The sequence below is a fragment of the Pseudomonas sp. NCIMB 10586 genome (assembly GCF_023127895.1).
GTDB lineage: Bacteria > Pseudomonadota > Gammaproteobacteria > Pseudomonadales > Pseudomonadaceae > Aquipseudomonas > Aquipseudomonas synxantha_A.
The window spans coordinates 22,192-41,781 of sequence record NZ_SPKQ01000053.1; the positions used below are offsets into that span (position 1 = coordinate 22,192).

The 19,590-nt window shown below is 61.0% G+C and carries 12 protein-coding genes; 4 read left to right on the plus strand and 8 right to left on the minus strand.

Annotated elements, in window-relative coordinates:
- From E4P01_RS27130 to E4P01_RS27145, 4 genes are all read right to left on the minus strand, one after another.
- Window positions 1-996 (minus strand): hypothetical protein, encoded by a 996-nt coding sequence (locus tag E4P01_RS27130; RefSeq protein WP_216091774.1) that lies wholly within the window; start codon window positions 994-996, stop codon window positions 1-3.
- 139 nt (window positions 997-1,135) lie between these two features.
- A complete protein-coding gene (locus tag E4P01_RS27135) occupies window positions 1,136-2,203 on the minus strand; it encodes a lipocalin-like domain-containing protein (RefSeq protein ID WP_216091775.1) in 1,068 nt (355 codons plus the stop codon).
- Window positions 2,193-4,655, minus strand: a complete 2,463-nt coding sequence (locus tag E4P01_RS27140; RefSeq protein ID WP_216092179.1) for an FtsX-like permease family protein — start codon at window positions 4,653-4,655, stop codon at window positions 2,193-2,195. The genes E4P01_RS27135 and E4P01_RS27140 overlap by 11 nt, the downstream gene beginning before the upstream one ends.
- Before the next feature lies 1 nt (window position 4,656).
- Window positions 4,657-5,325 (minus strand): ABC transporter ATP-binding protein, encoded by a 669-nt coding sequence (locus tag E4P01_RS27145; protein WP_216091776.1) that lies wholly within the window; start codon window positions 5,323-5,325, stop codon window positions 4,657-4,659.
- Window positions 5,326-5,598: 273 nt separating this feature from the next.
- Between E4P01_RS27145 and E4P01_RS27150 the strand changes: the two genes are divergently transcribed.
- From E4P01_RS27150 to E4P01_RS27160, 3 genes are all read left to right on the plus strand, one after another.
- Complete coding sequence (locus tag E4P01_RS27150; RefSeq protein ID WP_216091777.1) at window positions 5,599-6,279, plus strand: histidine phosphatase family protein; 681 nt, start codon at window positions 5,599-5,601, stop codon at window positions 6,277-6,279.
- A 184-nt stretch (window positions 6,280-6,463) separates the two neighbouring features.
- On the plus strand, window positions 6,464-8,119 hold the full coding sequence (gene arnT / locus E4P01_RS27155; protein WP_216091778.1) for a lipid IV(A) 4-amino-4-deoxy-L-arabinosyltransferase: 1,656 nt from the start codon (window positions 6,464-6,466) through the stop codon (window positions 8,117-8,119).
- Window positions 8,120-8,140: 21 nt separating this feature from the next.
- The gene (locus E4P01_RS27160; RefSeq protein ID WP_216091779.1) at window positions 8,141-9,658 is read left to right on the plus strand and encodes a glycosyltransferase family 39 protein; all 1,518 of its coding nucleotides are present in this window, start codon (window positions 8,141-8,143) and stop codon (window positions 9,656-9,658) included.
- A gap of 55 nt (window positions 9,659-9,713) precedes the next feature.
- Here the strand turns inward: E4P01_RS27160 and E4P01_RS27165 are convergent, their stop codons facing one another.
- Genes E4P01_RS27165 through E4P01_RS27175 form a run of 3 tightly spaced genes read right to left on the minus strand, consistent with a single transcriptional unit; the run spans window position 9,714 to window position 12,469 of the window.
- Window positions 9,714-10,622 carry a LysR substrate-binding domain-containing protein gene (locus E4P01_RS27165; protein ID WP_216091780.1) on the minus strand — a complete coding sequence of 303 codons (909 nt, stop codon included), beginning with the start codon at window positions 10,620-10,622 and terminating at the stop codon, window positions 9,714-9,716.
- Window positions 10,622-11,470, minus strand: a complete 849-nt coding sequence (locus E4P01_RS27170; RefSeq protein WP_148853579.1) for an EamA family transporter — start codon at window positions 11,468-11,470, stop codon at window positions 10,622-10,624. The genes E4P01_RS27165 and E4P01_RS27170 overlap by 1 nt, the downstream gene beginning before the upstream one ends.
- Before the next feature lie 57 nt (window positions 11,471-11,527).
- Window positions 11,528-12,469 carry a TauD/TfdA family dioxygenase gene (locus tag E4P01_RS27175; protein WP_248130192.1) on the minus strand — a complete coding sequence of 314 codons (942 nt, stop codon included), beginning with the start codon at window positions 12,467-12,469 and terminating at the stop codon, window positions 11,528-11,530.
- Window positions 12,470-12,932: 463 nt separating this feature from the next.
- Here E4P01_RS27175 and E4P01_RS27180 point away from each other — a divergent pair, with 463 nt between their 5' ends.
- Window positions 12,933-13,241 (plus strand): hypothetical protein, encoded by a 309-nt coding sequence (locus tag E4P01_RS27180; RefSeq protein ID WP_005789528.1) that lies wholly within the window; start codon window positions 12,933-12,935, stop codon window positions 13,239-13,241.
- A gap of 48 nt (window positions 13,242-13,289) precedes the next feature.
- Here the strand turns inward: E4P01_RS27180 and E4P01_RS27185 are convergent, their stop codons facing one another.
- Window positions 13,290-19,559: a non-ribosomal peptide synthetase gene (locus tag E4P01_RS27185; protein WP_216091782.1), complete on the minus strand. Its 6,270-nt coding sequence runs from the start codon at window positions 19,557-19,559 to the stop codon at window positions 13,290-13,292.
- Window positions 19,560-19,590: the final 31 nt, after the last annotated feature.

Below are 19,590 nucleotides of genomic sequence, written 5' to 3' on the forward strand. Positions count from 1 at the left end.
TCAAGCCCCCCCTGGCTGGAATATCAAATCACCGTTGTTCTCTACAATTTTTCCACCCAGGAACGCCCCACCATCCCCGCCCTTCTTACCTCCTAGATACCCTGCCATCGCCCCCCCAATTATTGCGCAGGTCAGAGCACCGGTTCCTCTCGTCGCGACACCTAGAAAAATGTTGCATGCACGGCGTGTTAACTCAGCACCAAGCCCCCCTGCGCCAGCAGCCCCTACCACCCCACCCACCAACCTCCCCGTCTCCACATATTTCGCTCTTTTGCATTGCACCTCCCTTCCCACCACACACGCCTCCCTGATTTCCAAACCCGCCACGCCTACATCCATCGCCAGCCCTACATAAGTCCCATTCCCCAGCCATTTCGAAGCCTGCGCAACTGCCCCGATCCGCTGTGCATACCCTGCTATTTCGCCTTTATGCAGGTAGCTCTTGGTTGAAACGCCAAGCACCTTTTTCAATGACTGATTCCCCCTCAGCCCTGTCCCAAACCGCGCTGCACCTTGCAGTTGCCTATCCAGGTTCCCGAACAGCATCTGCCGTTGTCGAACAAACTCAACCCGGTCCAAGCCACCCCCTTTCAACCGCTGATGTAACTGTTCAATCGACTCGAGCGTAAGCACCACCTCATCCAGATGTCGCCCCCACGCAGATGTCGCACTCCCCACGCCTATCGAGCCATACCCCAACAGGCTCTGCAGCAGGTCATAGTCATTGATCACTGCTGGCCCAGCCGACGCATCCAGTGCCAGTCCCCGGCGAATTTCTTCGGCATAGCGCATCAACCAGGCTTCTTCGGCACTGCAAGTTACGCTGTAATTATCAGGAATAATCACCAACTGTCCTGGCGTCACCAGCTTATGGCGCAGGTGCCGATTCAACACATCGAAATGATCAGAGCGCTGCCGATTCAACGCCCCACCCATTAGCCTGGACTTCAAACTGAGGTAGTCCGTGGTGCGGTCGTTGAGGTATGCCTGCGCCATGCCTTACATCTCGAATGCCATGAAGATGGCATCGAAATATAAGCAAGCGCCTACAGCCCGGACACAAGCAGGCGGGGGTCAAACAATACGTTTGGGAAGTTGCCTACACAGCAAAAGATAAGCGCCTACGGAAGACGCCCTAATACCCCGTCATCTCCAAATACCCCACCCCACCCTCGAACTTCACCGGCCCTTCCCAGTAGGGAATCCCCAGGTTCATCCACGCTTGCGGATTGACCGCCTCGGTGGTGATGTCCAGGTGTTTGCCGGGGATCTTCAGCGACCAGCGCGTGGGAATGCTGCGCCCGTCAATCTCGGTTCTGGTCAGCGGCGCCAGTTGAATATCTGCGTTGTGCAGGGTCTCGGTGCGGCCCTGGGCGTCGATCCAGGTTCCGGTGAGGTACCCACCGCCGTCTTTGTCTCGCACGCGAAACAGCATCAGTTGCGCGCCCCGGTCCAGGTGCAGGGAGAACCAGTCCCAGCCGGTCTGGCTGGCGGCCAGGGGTTGGCTGCTCCATTCGCGGTCGAGCCAGGCCGGGCCGCTGACTTCGTACGTCTGGCCGTCGATACTGATGCTGCCGGTGGCAGTGAAAAACGGCTGGCTGTAGTAGTACGACGCCTGGCCCTGGTCGGATTTGCGGCTGTAGCCGTTGTCGCCTTGCAGCACCAACGGGCGGCTGGAGGTCAGTTGCAGGTCGTAGGCGAATTGCCCGCCACTGGCCTTGAGTTGCATATCGGCCAGAGCGCTAGTGGCGCCTGGGCGGGTGGCGAAGTTCCAATCGTCGATCCAGGCGTTGAACGGCAACGCTTGCGCTCCGGCCTGGCCGACACCACCACGGGCGAAGCGTTCGGCGGCGTAGTGGTGGGTGGCGCTGGTGACGGCGGCGTGGCCGAGCCAGATGGTGGAGTCGCGCCAGCCTTGCTGCATCGGCCCGGCATTCACGGCGTTGCGAAACAAGGTCCATTGCACGCCGAACACATTGCCCTGGGCATCCTTGAGGTTGGCGGTGACGTACCACCATTCGATGCGAAAGCCTGGGTGCGGGCCGTGATCTTCGGGGAAGCTGAAGACTTTGCCGGGGACCACTTGGGCAAATTCCGCCGCATCGCTGCCCAGCCCGGCGAAGCTTTCCTCGGGTGCAGGCGGCTTGTCACAGGCACTCAACAGCAGCAGCAACACCCCCCACGCCAACGCTTTAATCTTCATTTGCAAAGGTCCTCAACAAATCCGCCGGGCGGCTGCGGTAGAGCTGCCATAGCGGCCAGGCCGAGGCCAGCAATGTCGCAAGCAACGCCAGCCCCATCAACTGCGCAAGCTGCCCGGGGAATACCTGCAACGGCAGGCGCCAGCCGAACGCCTGGACGTTGATCACCGCATCCAGGCACCACGCCAGCAACAGCCCCAACGGCAACGCAAGGACCAGCGTCAGTACCGCCAGCAGCCAGGTCTGGCCAAGGTTGAGCAGCATCAGTTGGCGGCGTGTCACCCCCAGCGCCCACAACGGCGCAAGTTGCCCGAGGCGACTCTGGCTCTGGGTCAGCAGGCTGATGAACAATGCCACGCCCGCCACGCCCAGGGTCAGACTGTTCAACGCAGCAGTGGCGGCGAAGGTGCGTTCGAAGACCTGGCTGGACCACCCCTTGAGTTGTTGTTGATCGACGATACGGCTGTCTTCCAGGGCAAACTCGCGCTGCACTTCACCCACCAGCGGCTGCACATCCTGGGGCGCCACGCGCAGGTTGAATCGCACCGGTGACAGCGTCGGCCAATGAGCCAACAGGTGCTTGGCGTTGACCAGCAGATGGCCCTTGGGGTTGCCATAGTCGGCGTAGATTCCGACGATTTCCGGTGCCCATGTGCCCTGCGGGGTGGGGACTTGAACCCTGTCGCCCAGGCGCACGTTCAAGCGCCGCGCCAACTGCTCGCTGAGCATCACGCTATCGTCTTGCAGCAAGCGGTCCCAGGGTGTGCTCGTCGCCTCCAGCAACGGCCAGTGCTGACGATAGGTGGGGTTGTCGACCACACCAAACAGCTCCGCCGGCCAGCCTTGCAACTGCACCGCGACCTGCCAGCTGGGCAGCACCGCCTGCACCAACGGCTGCTGTGCCAACCATGTGTGCAGTTGCTGCGCCTGAGCCGGATTTTGCGGGTTGAGGTAAAGCTCGGCGGTCAGGCGTTGTTCCAGCCAGTGGTTGAAGGTCTGGCGAAAACCCGAGGTCATGGAGCCTGCGCCAATATTGGCCGCCAGGGCCAGCAACAGCGCCATGAGTGCCAGGCTCAAGGCTGGCAGTTGCTGGCGACAGTCGGCGAGGAACCACTGGCCCAGTACCGAACGACTGCGCCCCAGCACGCCGTTCAACAGCGCATTGAGCAACACCGGCAAACCCAGTGCAGCGCCCAGCAGCAAGGCCGCCATCAGCACGAATCCGGCGGCCAGGCTGTTGCCCAACTCCAGGGCCAGCAGTGCAATGAGCAGCGCCGCAACCGCCACCCAACCCTGGCGCCGCAACCAGCGCCCGTGGGCCTCATGCCAGGCTTGTGCATTGGCCAGCGCCAGCAACGGCAAACGCGCCGCACGCCACAGGCTGCTGGCCCCTGCGAGCAAGGCGCCGAGCAGGCTCAAGCCCAGCCCTGCAAGCCACCACCCCGGGCTCAAGCTCAGTTGACCTGCCACTTCGGCCCCGTACAGGCCGCGCAAGCTGGCGGCGACGTCCGGCAGCAACAGGCTGGCCAGCAGGTAACCGCTGGCGACCCCGAGTACACCGCCCAGCAATGCCAGAACGCCCAGTTCGACCCCCAGGCTCAGGATCAGCATTCGCGCACTGACCCCGCAGGCACGCAAAGTGCGCAACAGACCCCGCCGTTGTTCCAGGGCCAGGCCGATGGCTGCGTGCACGATAAACAACCCGACCACGAAGGACAAAAAGCCCAAGGCGTCGAGGTTCAGATGAAAGCTTTCGGTGAGACGTGAGAGGTTGTTGTCCTCGCCCTGCTTGAGTTGCAACCCGACGGGCGCTTGGGGATGGCGGGCGGCGAAGGCGTTGTCCAGCAGCAAGCGCGACAGCCGCCCCTGCATGTTCAGCACGGGTTGGGCAAAACCGATATCGGTAAGCAGCATACCGGGGGCCATGTCCGGCTGAACCTGCAACGGCGGCAAGCGCTGCCCGCTGGCCGTCAGCGGTTGTTCGCCTGCGTGCAAACCGAGCGCCTCCAAGGTTTGCGCGGCAACCCAGGTACGCCCCGGCGCCTGGAAAAACGCCAGCATCTGTGCCTGGCTCAAGCGCTGCCCGGCCACGCTGCCGCTGCCAGGTAACGATACCGGCTCAATGCCCATCAATTGCAGCCGCTGCTCCTCATGCCCCTTGAGTACCACCCGCCCCTGCACCACCGGTGACACCGGCCACCCGGCGCGGCGCAATTGCGCAAACAACGCTTGGGGGAAGGCGGCGCCGTCCGGTGCGCTCAAGCTGGCCTGCGGTTCGCCGCCGATCAATTGGCTGGCGCGCGCATAGCCGTCCCGTGCCTGGCTGTTGAGCGCCTGCACGCCCGTCAATAATGCGGTAGCCAGCCACAGGCCGGTCAGTACGCTGAAAAACTGCACCGGATGGCGTCGCCAGTGGCTCAACAACGCACGCAACGCCCAGCAGAACACCGCCATCTCAGCGCGCGTCCATCGGTACGACACGGCCATGGTGCAGCAGCACCTGCTGGTCCAGGCGTGCGGCCAGGCGTGGGCTGTGGGTAACCATCAACAGGCTGGTAGGGCTGTCCTGCAGCAGATCCAACAGCAACTGCAGCACCTCATCGCTGGTGGTTTCGTCGAGGTTGCCGGTGGGCTCATCGGCCAACAGCAAACCCGGACGCGAGGCCAGCGCCCGCCCTACCGCCACCCGCTGCTGCTGACCGCCGGACAGTTGCTCCGGATAACGCTTGAGCAAATCGCCCAGCCCCAGCCGTTCCACCAACTGCGCCTGCCAATGCGGATCGAAGCGCCCCGCCAGGCGCGCCTGGAATGCCAGGTTGTCCTCCACACGCAAGCTGCCGATCAGGTTGAACTGCTGGAACACCAGGCCGATTTCGGTACGGCGCCAATGGGCCAGTTGCCCTTCGTTGAGCTGGTCCAAGCGCTGCTCGCCAATGCGGATGCTGCCGCCGTCGATCCGATCCAGGCCGGCCACCAGGTGCAGCAAGGTGCTTTTGCCACTGCCCGACTCGCCCATCAGCGCCAGACTGCTGCGCGCCCCCAGGTACAGGTCGACACCGGCCAGCACGGCCAGCGGACCTTGGGGAGTGGCGTAGTGTTTGATAACCCCTTGTACCTGCAACATAGGAACGCTCATTTGAAGGACTGCCAACGAGAATAACGGCTGAGGGACATGCCCACGCAAATTTTTCACATGGATTTCACCGCCTGCCCATCCTCGACACTTTAAAGTGCGCTCCCAGCGGTGATAACTCGCAACTTGTTAGTTACTAATACTCACACTTTTTACGACGCGGATGTTCAGCAAAAAGACAGCAGCACTGTGACAGGCTGCTGCTCCACAACGGGCGATCGCCCATTAACTTCACTGGTTATAAGCACAACTAAAGGGCCGAGGGTGAATAGCGTGGCAGACATGATCCTGGCCAATCCAAAACCCAAATGGGCAAGGTTGAAGCGCCTGAAAAAATACCGCCTGCCTGTGCTGGGCATCAGCGTCATCGGCCTGCTGCTCACAGGTTTTCTATTGTGGCCCTCTTCCCCGCTTGACCTGGGTGTCGGCAATCGCCTGGTCACCTCCGGGGTGCTCGCCAGTTGGCGCCAGGGCGACCTGGTGGTTCTGGTGCGTCATGAAGAACGCTGCGACCGCTCGAAAAATCCTTGTTTCGGCCCTGTCAGCGGCCTCACGATCCAGGGCACGCAACGCGCGACCGAACTGGGCAAAGCCTTTGATTCATTGGGCATGGAGGCCACCGACGTGCTGAGCAGCCCGACCACGCGCACTGCCCAAACCTCGCTGTTCATGTTCGGCAAGACCGAGCTGTCCCCGGGCCCGCTCGCCATTTGCGGGGCTGCCATGGCGGAGGAAATCCTCAGCCATAAACAGCCGAGTCGCAACCTGATGTTGATCACCCACAGCGCCTGCATGAGCGACTTCCAGACGAGCCTGGGCTTTCCCCATGCCGCAGCGGCCGAATATGGCAGTGCACTGTTCGTCAAGGTATTGCCCAACGGCAAACTTGAGGCAATGGGCACTCTGAAAATCCAGCAATGGGCCGCAGTACTTAAACAACTTTAATTACACTTATTTACCTATCCAGCAGCTATTACGTTCAGCAAAACGACAGCCCTGTTCTGGCATGTTCAGTTGCGCCTCTTAGTTAGGTTCCCCCCCTCATTGATTCAGTGAACATCACGATGCTCGGCCCGATTAATTCAATACTCTTCTTGCACCTGTTTGAACGTCATGGAGCGACGTGCTCATGACCCGCCTGAACCCTCTGCTCTGGTTAATCCTGGGCTTTGCCGTTTTTTTCTTGCTGCCCCTGGGCTTTCACGGCCTGTGGATTCCGGATGAAACCCGTTATGCCCAGGTCAGCCAGGAAATGCTGATGAGCGGCAACTGGGTAGCGCCGCACTTTATGGGCGTGCGTTATTTCGAAAAGCCCGCCGCGGGCTATTGGCTGATTGCCCTGGGCCAGGCGGTGTTTGGCGAAAACCTGTTCGGCGTGCGTATTGCCTCGGTCCTGGCCACGGCGTTGAGTGTGCTGCTGGCCTACCTGATCGCGCAGCGCCTGTGGAACGACCCACGTAAAAGCTTCGCCTGCGCCCTGCTCTATATGAGCTTTGGCTTGGTGGCCGGGCAAGCCGGGTATTCCAACCTTGATCCGCAATTTACCTTGTGGGTCAACCTGAGCCTGGTCGCCCTGTGGTTTGCTCTCGACAGCCCCACCTTACGTGGGCGTCTGGGTTGCTGGGCCTTGTTGGGGCTGGCGTGCGGCATGGGGTTCATGACCAAGGGGTTTCTGGCATGGCTGCTGCCGGTATTGGTCGCGGTGCCTTACCTGATCTGGCAGCGCCGCATCGGTGAGTTGCTGCGCTACGGGCCGGTGGCGATTATGGTCGCGGTACTGGTTTGCCTGCCGTGGGCATTGGCGATCCATGTGCGGGAACCGGATTACTGGCGCTTTTTCTTCTGGCACGAACACATTCGCCGCTTCGCCTCCGACAATGCGCAACATGCGCGGCCGTTCTGGTTCTTCCTGCCGATCATGGTCGTGGCGTGTCTGCCGTGGGCCGCATTGCTGCCGACAACACTGTGCAAGGCCTGGAAAGAAAAACGCCAGCCGGCGATTGCCTTTCTCGCCCTGTGGTGGCTGCTGCCCCTGGGCTTTTTCAGCCTGAGCAAAGGCAAGTTGCCGACCTACATCATGCCCTGCCTGCTGCCCCTGGCGCTGCTGATGGGCCACGGCTTGATCGACCTGATCAAGCAAGGCAAGGCACGTACGATTGTGATCAACGGCACGGTCAATTTCGTTCTCGGCATGGCGGCCATGGTCGGGCTGATTTACCTGCAAATCACCGACCCGCTGTACGGCAACAGCCACGCCGAGATGTTCAGCCTGTCCCTGGCTTTTATCGTGCTGCTGGGCTGGATCCTCGCCAACCTGTTGCAAGCGGTGCGCCCGCTGACGTTGTGGGCGATGCCGGCGCTGGGCATTGGCTTGCTGATAGCCCTGCTGCCGGCGGGAATGCCGCAGTTGATAGCGGATAACGAAATGCCCGACCAGTTCGTGCTTGAGCACCTGGACGAACTGCAACACACCCGTGCTTTGCTGAGCAACGAACTGGGCCTGGCATCGGCATTGTCATGGCGCCTGCGTGAGCCAGAGGTAGCGTTTTACGGCACCGAGGGCGAGCTGCGCTACGGCTTGCATTACGAAGAAGCGGCGCACCGCAAGGTCACACTCGACAACGTGCAAGCCTGGTTGGCCGAAGCCCGCGAGCGAGGTTCGGTGGGCGTGCTGATGCGGGTCCGCAGCACCAGCGAGCACCGCGAAGAAGGGCAATTGCCGCCCGGCGGCAAGCGCTATCGCAAGGGCAACCTGGTACTGACGATTTACCCCCAACAACCTTGATCGCCTTTGCAGGAACAGCCCATGAGCCTATGGAAAACCGAACGCGGCGCCCTGGTTTTACTGCTGGGCGTCTCGGCCTTGCTTTTGCTGCTGGGCCTGGGCAGCCGCGACCTGTGGGGGCCGGAGACGCGCTGGGCCAACATCGCCTTGCAGATGCTGCAAAGCGGTGATTACTTCGACCCGTATCTCAAAGGCACGCCGTATTACGACAAACCCCTGCCCTCCTACTGGCTGATCACCGGCTTCGCCAGCTTGATGGGCGGCCTTGGCCCATGGTCGTTGCGCCTGTCATCAGTGATTGCAGCGTGGCTGAGTATCTGGCTGGTGTACCTGATCGGCGAACGGCTGTTTCGCAAAGGCACAGGCTTGATCGCCGGCTGGATGCTCGCCACCACCTTCTACTTCCTGTTCTGGGCCAGGGTCGCCACGGCCGACGTGCTGACCGTGTGCGGCGTGCTGGCAGCCGTGTGGTGGTATTGGCGCGGACCGGAAGACACCAGGCTTGGGCGCTACACGGTGTTTTTCCTGTTGCTGGCAGCGACGTCTCTGTTCAAGGGCTTGATCGGTTTTGTGCTGCCTGGGCTGGTGCTGCTGCCGCACCTGCTCAGCCAGCAGCGCTACAAACGCCACCTCAATCTGCGCCTGCTGTTGGCCATGCTGATCGCCGCGGCGTTTTACGCGATTCCTTTCGTACTGTCCCACCGCTACGGCGCGCCTCCTTATGGCGAGAGCGGTCTGGCATTGGTATTCAGGGAAAACGTGGTGCGTTTCTTCGATCCCTTCGATCACATGGGCCCGATCTACACCTACCTGATCTACCTGCCGGTCTACACCCTGCCCTGGGCCCCCTGCTGGCTACTGGGCCTGTGGCTGGCGGTGCGGCACTGGCGCCACACCCCACCCAACGTGCGCTGGCTGGTGTGGGGCCTGGGCCTGTTGTTTGCGTTCTTCACCGCCAGCGGCAGCCGCCGCAGCTACTACGTACTGCCGCTGGTGCCCTTTGCTCAACTGCTCGCCGCCTGGTGGCTGAGCGAACGCCTAAAGAAAAAACCGGCGAGCTGGCCGCGCTGGCAAAAAGGCTTCGGCATCAGCGCAGGCCTGCTCTTGCTGGTGCTGGGTGTAATCTACCCCTGGACTACCGGCAACGGCGGCGTGACCCGCTTCGCCGAGGATGTGCAAGCCCAAGCCGTGAAAAGCGCACCGTGGGACCAATGGCAAATGGTGCTGGTGGAGGTCGACAACAAGCTGCCCATGTACCTGCAAAACCACGGCAAGCCCTTCTACTACGTCAGCGAAACCCAGGACTACCCCCGCCAGGGCGACAGCGCCGCGTTCATGGCCTGGCTGGAAAAGACCAGCGGCCGAAGGTTCGATCCGCAACACACGATTATCGTCACGCAGTATTCCAGGGAAGACCCGATGCCGCTGGCGTTTCTGGGCGTGGATCATCGAGTGGTCACTACGCAATCGGATAATGGCGAGCGCTTGTTTCAGAAGCGTGAGGGAGGGAGCGTGGCGTTTGTTCCGATGCAACGCTGAGAATCGAAGAGGCGCTGTTTGCAAAGGCTTGGCGTGAGCACCCTACGGGGTGCATTTAAACTTCGCGCACAAACTCGTCAGCCTGCGCCTTGAGCCAATCAAACAACCGAGCGATATCCGGCTCCGACTGACGACCCTCTCGGCAAATGATGTAATAGGCAGCCGGCGACATCATCACAGGAGCTTCCAGCGCAACCAAGGCTCCCTCCTTCAACGCGTCATGTACCAGTGCAGTTCTGCCCAACGCAATTCCCCCGCCTTTTACCGCCAGGCTGATAGCCAAACTGGAATCAGGAAAGCGTGGGCCATGGTGATAGGGCGGTGCTGGGAGCCCCTGGAAGGCAAACCAGCTCTCCCACCCTGGACACACTTGATCATCCACCCGATGAATCAATGGGTACTGGGCGATATCCGCCAGGGCAATATCGCCGTGTATACGCGCAAACGCTGGCGAACATACAGGGAATACCGCATCGCGCATCAAAAGCTCGACATGGTGGTCCGGATAGTCGCCGTACCCCATCACCACGGCGACGTCATACTGATGCGCGCTCAAGCTGCTGCTGCTCATGTCCGCGCTGGTCAACACCAAATCCAGATTGAACGACGCGTGAGCATGAGAACCATGCATCCTGGGAATCAGCCAGGTTGAGCACAGAGAGGACGTACAGGCGAGGTAAAGCGGTTGAGGTTTACCGGGACTGAGCGAATGCAGCACAGCATCCAGGTCTTTGAAAAAACCTTCGGCCACCGGCAACAGTGCCTGCGCCGCCGCCGTGAGTTTGACGCCCCGTGAGTGGCGCTCGAACAACTGCACCCCCCACCAATCTTCCAGACCTGCGATTTGATGACTGATAGCGCTGGCTGTGAGGTTCAACTCGGATGCGGCACGCGCAAAACTGCCGGTCTGCGCGGCACTCACGAAGGCTTGAAGCATAGGGGTCGGGGGCGGACGTTGGGCCATCAGTTGCTCACTTTGATCAGGATGATCCCGCCAACAATGACGAATGCCGACAGCATTCGCCGCCAGCCAAACCGTTCATGAAAAAACAGTGCGGCAATAATGGTGCCGATAATAACACTGGTTTCCCGCAACGCGGACACCTTGGCTACCGCATCCAGGGACAACGCAAACAACACCAGGCCGTAGGACGCCAGGTAAAACACCCCTCCCAACATTCCCACCCGCCAGTGGCAGCGGATGGCCTGGGTGAATGCCGGACGCGCCTTGATCAACGCCAATAACGGGATCGGGATGCTCTGGAATACGGTCAGGTAAATGATGTATTGCAGCACCGTCTCACTGGCTCGCACGCCTTTGGCGTCCACCACCGTATAGGACGCAATGAACGCTCCAGCGCACACCGCCATCAGGATCGGCTTGAGCATGTGCGCCGTCATCCTGCGCACAAATGTCAGGCTGATGATCCCCACGCAAATCATCAGCACACCTGCCATCGCCTGAAACGACAGCTGCTCATGCAGTAAGAAGTAGGAAAAAAGCGCAACCAGTACCGGCGGCACACCACGCATGACCGGGTAAACCTGACCGAAATCGCCAGTCTCGTAAGCCTTGATCAGAAACAATCGATAGATCGTATTGAGCACTACGGAAACCAGCACATAGCCCCACACCTCCAGGCTCGGCACATGAACCAACGGCAGCGCTGCCAGACAGATCAGCAATGCGGTGCCATCGACCATTGCCAAAGTCATAAAGCGACTGCTTCCGGCGCGTACTACGGCATTCCAAGTGGCGTGCATGAAGGCGGAGATCAAGACCAGGGTGATCGCGATATCGGAGTTGTCCATGGGGCTCGGCTTTTGCTGAAAACAGGGAGGAATCAGTTATGCAGGACAAGCCAGGCATCATGGCTTGCGTAACCACATCCGTAGCATGTAGCGATTGAGATCGCTCAGCCGCTCATCATCATTGATCTGCGCACAGGGAACATTCCTGTCTATGAAATGCGTGCGGGTATGCAGGAACTTGTTGTCGGCAGAAATCAATACCTGCCCTGGTTCAAGCAGTATGCGATGTTGGACTGAAGACTGGTCGAGCTCAGCATCCAGTATATTCAGCGCCTGAGTTTGTGCGAGGGTCAACGGGACACCAGCCTTCAGATGAGCCGACTCAATGTAGACACGAAAATACCTGATCAAAGGAATGCCTGCGTCTGAAAAACTCAAGATGGGCGCTTTAAACAGCGTCTCATCCTCGGCCATGCCTCGATTCTCAAAAAAGAAATCGCATTTCAGCTGTGTCAGTACACCTGGAAACGTCATCAGCTCTGCGTAGACCGCGCTCGCATCAATCAGAATGCTCTCACCACCCAGCAGTGCTTTCTGACCACACGCCAAGATCAAATAGTCGATAGGTAGCGGGTCACTCACACCATCGTTGTGTACGTAAGCACCCTGCCGGGTTTGGTGGTATCTGGCACCCTCTTCAATACTCTTACCGCCCCGATCGTATACTTCAATAACCTTATGACCGAGATGATTCTGCACCATTGGCTTTCCCAGCAAAGAGCCAAATGTCCAAATGAGTGATTTGAAGACTGCGAGGCTATCGACTTTAAAGCCATCCAAGATCAACACATAAGTTTCATGGTCAATCATGTTTCGAATATTGTTTAATTCCGCATGCAGGATGGGTGAGCTAAGCGGATTGATGCAGGCAGGTGTTGTATCGAAGCGATGATCTTGACCACTGGACTCGACTATATTCTTTGCGCACAACAACTCATCAAATGCGGCTTTTGAAAGTCTGACTTTGGCTGCCTCTTGACGAAAATGACTGACATCCATGTTCATCGCAATCCTTTACGGTGGTGAGTAGGAGCCTCCATTTAACTAAGCTCAACCTTGTCCGAAAAAGCGAAACCTCATCAGGGTAGCCATCAACGCTCGTCATGACAGATTTTTCCTACGCCAAAATATGAGCTGTCACTGCTGGCGTTTTGTCATGGTTTGTAAAGAGCCAGCAAGCCGTCTCTCTTTAAATTGCAGGACATTTCCGAGACAATCCCCGCCGCCTTGTGCCGGTTGGAATCGGTGGCTAGTCTGCGATCCGTCACTGCTCATCAGTGATCGGGTTTAGTCGCCCGGATTCCAGTTGTGCGCAAGCTGTCACCCTGTTCATGGTGGCTGTGCGCAGGGCACCTTTGGGTGCGCCGGATCCAACTGGCCGGTCGACTAACCTGCGTACAGCCGCCACCCTCCGTTTAGTCGCGAAGGGGTCGGCTCCTTATCTACCAGTTGGAGCTACACCATGAATAAAGTCTTACCCGACCCACCCTTCGACCCCGCAAAAACCCGTGCCGCGTTCAACCGCGCCATTGACCATTACCTGCCCAGGCAGGGTTTCCACAGCGTCAACGACGATCTGAGTTTTGAAGATGCGTTGCTGTACACCGCCAGCCTGCTCGACAGTGCCTCAGCGACAGCGCTCGATTGTAGCGAGCTGCTGGACAGCCCCGTGCGGGCGAAGATTCTGGCGGTGTGGCATTTGCTGGAGATCGCCAGAACCACAGTGGATCGCTCTATCGAGTGCATGAAGCCCTTGAAGGCAGCACCGTAAAATGTGGGAGGGGGCAAGCCCCCTCCCAGATTGAATGCATTCCAATCCTCAGATCCTGCGGCGGCGGTTGAGGGCGGGAATGGCGGTTTGCGGCACTTCAACGCGCTGGACCTGCGCCACGGTCCTGGCGGCGAGTTGCGCCAGGGTTGGCTGGCTGAACAAGGTGCGTGCGTCCACTTCCAGCCCGGCCTTGCGCAGGCGGGCCACCAGGTTGACTGCCAGCAGCGAGTGCCCGCCCAGTTCGAAGAAGTGGTCGTGGCGCCCTACCCGCTCCAGTTTCAGTACGTCGGCCCAGATGCCGGATATCAAGGTTTCCACTTCGCCCTGGGGCGCTTCGTAGGCACGGCTGAGCACCGCGTCCAGGCCCGGCTCCGGCAGGGCCTTGCGGTCGAGTTTGCCGGCGGGGTTCAGGGGCAGTGCGTCGAGTTGTACGAAGGCGGCCGGCACCATGACTTCCGGCAGTTGCTCCAGCACATGGGCGCGCAAGGCTTGCAGGCTCGGCGCCTGGCCGCGCAGGGTGAAGTAGGCGACCAGGCGCTCATCGCGAATCAGCACCGCCACTTCACGCAACGCCGGGTGTGCACTCAGGCGTGCTTCGATTTCTCCCAACTCCAGGCGCACGCCGCGCAGTTTGACCTGGAAGTCATTACGCCCAAGGAACTCCAGATTGCCGTCCGGCAGGTAGCGCACCAGGTCGCCCGTGCGATACAGGCGGTCACCGACAACGAAGGGGCTGTCGATAAACCGCTCGGCAGTCATCTGCTCCAACCCCAGGTAGCCACGGGCTACTCCCACACCACCGATATGCAGTTGACCGCTGATGCCTATGGGGACCGGTGCGTCATGGGCATCCAACACGTACAGGCGGGTATTGTTGATCGGCCGGCCAATCGGCAGCTGCACCGCGGGTACCGGCGCGCCGGGTTCGAGGGTCCAGGCGCTGCTGTCGACCGTGGCTTCAGTAGGGCCGTAGACGTTGTGCAAGCGCACCTTGGGCAAGCGCGCCTGCACACCGCGGGCCAGGGCTGCGGTCAGTTCGCCGCCGCCGCACAACACATCGGTGAGGCTGGTGCACAGCGCCGACTCGTCCAGCTCAAGAAACTGCTGCAACATCGCCGGCACAAACTTGATCACGCTGATGTGCTGCTCGCGAATCAACTGGGCCAGGTACGCAGGTTCACGATGACCATCGGGCCGCGCCAGCACCAGGCGCATACCGTTGCTCAATGGCCAGAACAGTTCCCACACCGAACCGTCAAAGCTGAATGGCGCGCGCTGCAACAAGGCGCCGCCTGCGGCGTCGGGGCACAATTGCGAGCCCCAGTGCAGCAGGTTACCCAGGCCGCGATGTTCGATCATCACGCCCTTGGGGATGCCGGTGGAGCCCGAGGTGTACATCACGTAGGCCAGATTGGCGACGCTCAAACCCGGTACCGACGGATTGTCGGTCGGCGCCTGGCTCCAGGTGCAGTGGTCGAAGTCGATCACGGGGATTGCAACCTCGCCCGGCACTTCGCGGGTAGCGCCGTGTACCAGCAGCGCCACCGGCTGGCTGTCGGCGAGCATGTAGGCCAGGCGTTCGCGTGGGTAGCCCGGGTCGAGGGGCACATAGGCACCGCCCGCCTTGAGAATGGCCAATAACCCCACCACCAGCTCCAACCCACGCTCCACACACAGTGCCACCCGCGAGTCGGGCTCTACCCCGTGCTCACGCAAGTGAAAGGCCAACTGGTTGGCGCGTTCGTTGAGTTCGCGATAGGTCAGTTGCTGTTCGCCGGCCTGCACCGCGATGGCATCGGGAATGTCCCGCGCATGGGCTTCGAACAGCGCCTGGACGGTGAGGGTTTGCGGGTAGTCCGTGGCGGTGGCGTTGAAGCCTGACAACTGGGTGTGCAACTCGCTGGCGGGCAACACCTGTATGTCGCCAAGCGGCATTTTCGGCGCCTGCTCAAGCGCATCCACCAGGCCGTTGAGCACCGTGTCAAAGTAGCTCAGCACCCGCTCGGCACCGACTGTGCACGGCGCCTTGGCCTTGAGCCGGAAACCGCTGGCCACGTCATCCACCGTCAACATCAGCGGGTAACTGAGGATGTCTTCACTGTTGAGCAAGGCCATGCCCGGTACCAGTTTGAGTTCGGGATCGGCCGAGGTGTGGCGGTAATTGAGCAGACTGTTGAACAACGGTGACACGCCGCTGCAACGCTGGGCCAACGCCAGGGAGGCTTGTTCGTGAGCGAGCAAGGCGCTCAGTTGTGTGTGGGTGTCGTGCAGTGCATCCACCACGTTTTGCCCGACCAGGCGCAGGCGCAGCGGCAAGGTGTTGATGAACATGCCCAACGCCCGCTCGGCACCCTCGCCGGCTTGCAAGCGGCCAAGCAGTACGGTGCCGAACACCACATCGTCGCGACTCGCCACCCGGCTGAGTACCTGGGCCCAGGCCAGGTGGAACAGGCTCGCGGCGCTCACGCCAAGAACGCGGGCCTGGCTGCGCAGGCGCAGGTTGAGCGCGTCACTGAGCAGGCGTTCGGCTTCTTCGGTCTCGGCACGCTTGGCCTGGCGCTCCTGCACGCCGAACGCCAGAGTCGGCTCATCCACCTCTGCCAACTGCTGGCGAAAGAACGCCTCGTGCGCAGCCTGGCGCACGGCTGATCGGGCTTGCGCCACCACATTGCGGTACGGCACCGGCACGGGCAGTTGCGCCTGTTGGCCGAGCAGATGGGCGCGGATCTCGTCCACCAACAGGGTGGTCGAAGTGGCATCGTTGACCAGGTGATGAAAGCGCAGCCTGGCGATCCAGCGCTGATGGTGAGGTTCTTCGGCGTAGTCCAGGGCCATCAGCGGTGCCTGGCGCAAGTCCAGCGGTTGAGCCGGCTCGCGCAGCGGTTCGACCCGCAACTGCGCTTTTCGCCACACCACCTGCATCGGTTGTTCAAGGGCATCCCACACCAGGCTGGTGCGCAGGATGTCATGGCGGTCGATCACTTGTTGCAGGGCGTGGGCGAAGGCATCCAGTTGCTCGCGGCGCGCAAAGCTGAACAGAGCCTGTTGCTGATACGGGTCGTGTGCATCGGTGATGTGGTGATAAAGCAAGCCTTCCTGCAACGGCGCCAGCGGGTAGATTTCCTGCACATTCGCTGCGCCACCAGGGATGCTTGCGACGATGCGGTCGAGGCTGGCTTGATCCAGCTCGGCCAAGGCGAGCAGATCGGTAGTGATATGCGTACAGCCTGGCGGGATTCGATTGTCTGGCACCGCCATTTCATTCCCGCCACACGCTGCCGCCAGCGCCACCAACGTTGGCTGGCCGAACAGCACCTGCACATCGGCACGCAGCCCGGCCTGGCGCATGCGCTGCACCAGTTGCACCGCCAACAGTGAATGCCCGCCCAACTCGAAGAAATGGTCGTGGCGCCCTACTTGCTGCACGTGCAGCAACTCGGCCCAGATCTGCGCAAGGGTAGCTTCCACACCCGCCTGCGCAGCTTCGAAGCGGCGAGTGACAAAGGCTTCCTGGCTGGGTGCGGGCAAGGCTTTGCGGTCGAGCTTGCCATTGGCGGTCAGGGGCAACGCCTCAAGGCGGACATAGGCCGCCGGCACCATGTAGTCAGGTAACGAGGCCTGCAGATGGGCGCGCAGGGTTTGGATATCGACTGGCTCGCGCGGGATAAACCAGGCCAGCAATTGCCCTTGGCGAAACTGCACTACCGCGTCCTTGATCGCCGGGTGGGCGGCCAGGGCCGATTCGATTTCCCCCAGTTCGATGCGTACACCGCGGATTTTTACCTGGTCGTCGTTGCGTCCCAGGTACTCAAGATTGCCGTCCGGCAGCCAGCGCGCCAGATCGCCGGTGCGGTACATACGCGCGCCGTTGAAAGGATCGTCCAGGAAGCGTTCGGCATTCAGTTCAGGACGGTTCAGATACCCCCGCGCCACGCCCTTGCCGCCCACATACAACTCCCCCACTGCGCCAATCGGCACCGGGCGTTGTTGCGCATCCAGCAGATAAACCTGGGCGTTGGCGACCGGCGCGCCGATGTGCAGCGGCTGGCCCACCTCAATGGCTCCGGAGGTGGCAACCACAGTGGCTTCGGTAGGGCCGTAGTTGTTGATCAGTGCAAACGTCTGCGCCTGGGTGAACGTGCGCAGGCGATCGCCGCCAATCAGCAAGGTGCGCAAGGTAGGATGCCCAAGCTGCTGGCTAAAGGCGTATTCGGCCACAGGCGTGGGCAGGAAACACACGTCCAATGGCTGCGCGCGCCACCAGTCGAGCAGCGCATCGATATTTTCCGCACCGTCGTGGGCCGGTGGCAGGTGCAGCGTTGCACCCACGCATAACGCCGGCCAGACTTCCCAGGCCATGGCATCAAAACCAAAGCCGGCGACGCTGGCGGTATGGCTGCCCGCGTGCAGGTCGAACGCCCGGCAGTGCCAGTCCACCAGGTTCGATACGCTGTGGTGCTCCACCATCACACCCTTGGGCAAGCCGGTGGAGCCGGAGGTGTAAATTACATAGGCCAGGTTCGACGGCGAGACCGCAACCTGGGGGTTACTGTCGATGTGCGAGGGGACCTGCTCCAGCACGATCACTGGCACCGTGGAGACAGGCAGGCGCTGGCGCAAATCCTGCTGGGTCAGGATTGCCACAGGCGCACTGTCTTGCAGCAGGTAGTCGAGGCGTTCAGCCGGATGGGCCGGATCCAGCGGCACGTAGCAGGCGCCGGATTTGAGCACTGCCAACAACCCCGCCAATGTGTCCAGCCCGCGTCGGGCCAGCACGGCCACGCGATCATCCGGCTGTACGCCGTGTGCCAATAGTTGATGCGCCAGGGCATTGGCCTGACGGTTGAGGTGGGCGTAGGTCAGCTGATGGCCCTGATACACCGCGGCAATGGCGTCGGGCGTGTGTGCGGCTTGCGCTTCAATCCGCCGGTGCAAGGTTTGCGGCAGTGCGTTGGGCTGCGCGGTGGCGTTCCAGTGCAGCAGCCGAGCCTGAGCTTCAGGCGCCAGCATGGAAAACTCACCGACTGGCAGCGAGGGGTCTTCCAGCCCTTGCTCCAACAGCCAGGTGAAGCCGCGCGCCATCGCCTGGACTTCGTCGTGCTGGAAGTACGCCTCGTTGTAGACGCAATGCAGCCACGCGCTGTCCTGGTAGCGGTTGCTGCGCAGGTGAATGGCGATCGGCAATGCTTCATGGTGGTTGGACACCTTGATGGCACGCGCCTGCACCTGACCAAAACGCAGGTCATGGTCGTCCTGCTCGAACGACACCGACAGGTCGAACAACTGCCCGCGATCGGTTCGTCGCAGGCCCAGCTCACGGTTCATCTCGCTTAACGGGAAGCGCTGATGGCGGAAATCCTGCTTGAGCTGATCGCGTATGCCGCGCACCAGCTCACCAAAAGGCAACCGTTCGCTGAACTGAAAACGCACCGCACTGACCTGGGCAAACATGCCGACGGTGGCGCGAAAACGCGCGTTGGAGCGGTTGAGAATCGGCAGCCCCACTACCCATTCCTGGCGTTGACTGGTGCGGCTGAAATACACGTACATCGCCGCCAGCAACACATGAAAAGCCGACGCCTGGCAGCGGTTGGCGACCTGCTCCATACGGTCGAGCAGCGCCACCGCAAAGCCTTCCAGGAAGGTGTTGCTCGACGCCTTGGTGGTTTGCTTGGGCGTCAGCAGTGGCTCGGGCAGTACCTGGAACTTGTCCAGCCAATAGTCGCGGTCACGGGCGTAACGGGCCGAGTGCAGGTAGCGCTGGTCGTTGTCGATAAAGTCGATATAGGACGGTGCGAACGGCTCCACGTGACGGCCCTGCTCCAGGGCGGTGTACAACTGCGCGAGGGATTGCAGCAACTGGCCGAAGCCCCAACCATCGAGAATCAGGTGATGGGCCTGGATACCGAGGTGGTAGTGGTCGTCGTCGAGTTTGACCAGCAGGACGCGCACCAGCGGCGCGCCGCTCATCATGAACGGTCGGGCCATTTGCGCCTGCATCAGGGCCCGGCTCGCGGCGCACGGGTCGGGTAACGCCGCGAAGTCATGCAAGGCCACGTCCACCGTCAGTGCCGAAGCGAAGGTTTGCCGTGCCAGCCCCTCGGCGTCGGTATGCAATTGAATGCGCAACGCATCGTGCCTGGACACCAGCTGCGCTACGGCCTGCTGGATGCGCTCGGGCATCACTGGGCCGGCAACATCCAGATAGCCGCCAATGTTATACAGCGGCGAATCGCCCACGCGCATCTGATCAAGCCAAATGTCCTGTTGGGCGGCAGTGAGGGGGAAGCTGGCCGGCTGGCGGGAGGAATACTGCATAAGATCCTTCTCATGGGGGTCAGGCACTGGC